General features: G+C 50.3%; 3 protein-coding genes. All 3 read left to right on the top strand.

Features of this window, described 5'->3' with window-relative positions; translation table 11 throughout:
* The first annotated feature begins 278 nt into the window (after window positions 1-278).
* Complete coding sequence (locus tag FJ147_27745) at window positions 279-1,190, top strand: hypothetical protein (protein ID MBM4259677.1); 912 nt, start codon at window positions 279-281, stop codon at window positions 1,188-1,190.
* A gap of 165 nt (window positions 1,191-1,355) precedes the next feature.
* The gene (locus FJ147_27740; protein ID MBM4259676.1) at window positions 1,356-3,296 is read left to right on the top strand and encodes a polysaccharide biosynthesis protein; all 1,941 of its coding nucleotides are present in this window, start codon (window positions 1,356-1,358) and stop codon (window positions 3,294-3,296) included.
* Window positions 3,297-3,389: 93 nt separating this feature from the next.
* On the top strand, window positions 3,390-3,896 hold the full coding sequence (locus tag FJ147_27735; protein ID MBM4259675.1) for a class I SAM-dependent methyltransferase: 507 nt from the start codon (window positions 3,390-3,392) through the stop codon (window positions 3,894-3,896).
* Window positions 3,897-3,937 lie beyond the last annotated feature (41 nt).

Raw genomic sequence — 3,937 nt, 5'->3', positions numbered from 1 at the left:
ATATCACTAACCGTATCGCCCTGGATATGCTTCGCGATTCTCAAAAGGAGGGCCGCACCGACACTCTCGAAACCCTCCACCGGGCCAGAGCAAGGTGAAAAAGTTCCACTAATGATGCTAAAGACTCGTTAAATCTCTTCTTTTATATCGTAGCCGCTTTTTTGGGGATGATACTTTTGCAGCGCAGTACTGGCCTCCGCAATTGGGACCCCAGGTTCTCTCTGGCGATAGGGAATGAAACGAATGGAGGCCGACCGTGGCAAGGCGACATTTATCAGTTGTACATTGCTGACAAAGCCATATCCCCAATCGAAGCGCAACAGATTGTGCACCAAAACAATGCTTCATCACTTCTGAAAGACTCGTTGCTTGTTTTATATCGATTCGCGGTAGATACTGGACAAATTCACGACGAAACGGGACTGCTGCCCGACTTCCTTTGGCGAGGAAGACGTCTGACTATGCCATCACCGGATGTTGCGTTTGTGAGTTCCGACCGTTGGCTCGAAACATCTGGGGCTGCCTCAGCTCTGGTGGAGAGAATACAGAAGAGTTCTCAGTTTACCCTCGGGGTTTCAGTAAAGACACACGATACTGACCAGATTGGTCCTGCTCGGATAGTTTCCTTCTCTCTTGATGCGAACGCGAGAAATTTTACTCTCGGGCAACAGAATGCGGATTTGATCTTTCGACTTCGTACTCCGGTTACGGTACTCAGTGATGGAGGGCAGTCTGCACTGCGAGTACCAGGCATTTTCGCCCAGAAGAAGGTGCAAAACTTGATCATTACCTATGACGGAGCCAGGTTGGTTCTGTATATTGATGGGATTATTTACCCTAAAAAATTTGAATTAAGTCCGGGGGCAGCGATTTTCAGCCTTTTCATTGACTCTCCGCTGCTTTGGAGTCAGCTCTGTAAATTCCTTTATTACGCGAGCATTTGTGTTCCTCTTGGGATATTTGTTATGCTCATTACTGAAATAACGCGTGGACAAATTGTGAAAAGAATCCTTGTCGTCAGTAGCGGTGTTGTGTTTGCCTCCGTGGCCCTCGAAAGTGTATTGGTTGCTACAAGCGGAAAGAATTGGAACACGGAAAGCTTGCTCGTTAGCATCGCAATGGCGTTTGGTTCAATCGTGTTGTGGGAAGGATATAATGTCTTGCGAAGAGGGTGGAAGGCCGCCGTGTAGTCAGCCTCGCAAGCACTCCCTTCGCTATCGAAAAATATAGAGAGGATCTAAACAGCTTCTATTTACGTAGAGAATATATTTTCGTCTGTTCCACCTCTATCGCTTTCTATTTCTGACCCGCAGGCATCTACGCTAGCGCCGGCCACCTAATCTTGAGGAGCAGTTGTGATTACCCATCTTCTTCGCTACCGCCGCTCGATCCTTTTGTATCGTCGCCCGTTTATCGTCCTCTTCCATGCTGCTTTGGTTGTCTTTGCGAATTACCTTGCGTTCTGGCTCAGGTTCGACGGAGACATTCCAGATGACTATGCCGCCCTCATGGTGCAGATGCTACCATGGCTCGTCGTTCTCCGCGGATTGATGTTTGTTCCCTTCCACATTTATGAAGGGTTGTGGCGTTATACGGGTATATGGGATCTGCGGAATATCATTGCCAGCACCTTTGCCAGTACAGCCTTGTTCTACGTGCTCGTGCGCCATTACTTGGGATCAATTGCCTACCCGCGATCGGTGTTCATCATGGATGCGTTGCTGCTCGTCTGCTTTCTTGGGGGGGGGGCGCGGCTCCCGTGGCGATTGTATCGAGAAATGAAAGGGCTCAAGAGCAGTAAGCGCTTGTTGATCTATGGTGCTGGTGACGCCGGAGCAATGATTGCCCGGGATATTAAAAGCAATGCGACCCTATACGACAGTAACCCCATTGGTTTTGTTGATGACGACCCGAGTAAAGTGTCTCAACGGATTCATGGGGTTCCTGTATTAGGGATACGGAAAGATCTTGCCAAGATCGTTGCCATTGAACGCCCACATGAAGTGTTAATTGCTACACCGATGGCTTCACCCAACACAATCCGTGAGGTCGTCAAACTCCTCGAGCCGTTCAAGGTACGGATTAAGACGCTTCCCTCGTTACGAGATCTGCGTACTGGAAAAGTAACGTTGAGTGAAATTCGTGATGTTGCCGTAGAGGACCTGTTGGACCGTGCACCTGTAGGATTGGATATGGAGGGGGTGCGGAAGCTGATGAAAGGCAAGCGAGTCTTGGTGACTGGTGCAGGTGGGTCGATCGGATCGGAGCTGTGCCGGCAAATCGCTACGTATGATCCTGCACTACTCGTGTTGTTGGAGAAAGGGGAAAATGCTCTCTACAACATTGATATGGAGCTGGGGCAGAAGTTCCCAACGTTAAAACGCGCTGCAGCGCTCGTCGACATCAAACACACAACCCCACTCTATGAAACTTTTGCTCGCTATACTCCACAAGTTGTTTTTCATGCGGCTGCGTACAAACATGTCCCTATGATGGAATCACACCCAGAAGAGGCAGCATTGAACAATGTTGTTGGTACGAGCCGCTTGAGCGAAATGGCCGCCCAGTTTGGCGTGGAGACCTTTGTTTTCATTTCGACGGACAAAGCCGTCAATCCAACCAATATCATGGGAACGACCAAGCGGTTCTGTGAGCTGTTGCTCCAGGCAAAAGCGAAAAGTGATGATGCTAGACGGACGGTGTTTTCGGCTGTCCGCTTCGGTAACGTTCTTGGAAGTAATGGCAGTGTTGTTCCCTTGTTCTTGCGACAGATTCAGCAAGGTGGCCCGGTAACGGTTACTCACCCGGACATTACCCGGTATTTCATGACTATTCCTGAAGCCGTCCAATTAGTTCTTCAAGCGGCTGCACTTGCGAAGGGCCGAGAAATCTTCGTGTTGGAAATGGGCGAGCAAGTGAAGTTGCTTGATATGGCTCGCAACCTCATCCGGCTTGCCGGTTTCATTCCCGGAACGGAGATTCCTATTCAGTTCGTTGGACTGCGCCCTGGAGAAAAGCTGTACGAGGAACTCGTAGGGGTGGATGAAATCCTGGAGCCATCAGGGGTAGAAAGAATTTATCGCGTGCAACCAACACAGCCGTTGGATATGACATTCGTGACTCGGAAGATTGCCGAGCTTGAGCGAGGCGCAATCTCTGGCAATGCAGAGCTCGTCGTTCGCTTACTCCGCGATGTCGTTGCCACTTTTCAGCCTACCGGTTCATCTGATTTCCAAGCAGCTCCCGTGTCTGTTGATCCTCCTCCTCTACCGCTCAGTCAGCCAATGGTCCACTGACAAGTCAGCGAGGTGCGCAACGTCTGAGGCGCACCTCCTTTTACTCCTGATTAAGCCGTCGAACGCTACTTGGTAGGTAGAAGGAGAACGTAGATGCCAGTATGGGACATCCGCCAGATCGCTCTTTGTGAAGCCAAAGGAATTCCAGTTCCTAAGAATGCCCGGATTCTCGACTTTGGATGTGGGGCGGGGCGCCGGGTGTACGAACTGATCGACGCTGGCTACTCACAGACCGAAGGGTACGACGTCAGAGACATTCTTGCTTTACGGAATGAAGCCGATCGTGCGCGATTCCACATTCGACCAGATGGTTATATCCCTGTGGACGATGCAACGTATGATTTCGTGTTTTCCGATAACGTATTTGAACACGTCTTGGATCAGCCTGCGGCCTTTCGAGAGATCATACGCATTTTAAAGCCCGGTGGGGTCAGCGTGCATGTGTTTCCTACGAAATGGCAATTGATCGAGCCCCATATCAAGACACCGTTAGGCGGTGGCAGGAAACAACTTACCGCAATAGTGATTGACCGGAGTGGAGAGCCTCTGCACAAGAGCAGGGATGAGAGACGAGACCATTGTGTGCTGGCTTCGGTCTAAGTATCGAAGTCTGGTCGAAGAGCTGGATGAACGCGGGCGAC

The organism is Deltaproteobacteria bacterium, assembly GCA_016874775.1.
GTDB lineage: Bacteria > Desulfobacterota > Binatia > Bin18 > Bin18 > VGTJ01.
This window is presented reverse-complemented; position numbering and strand designations above follow the sequence as displayed.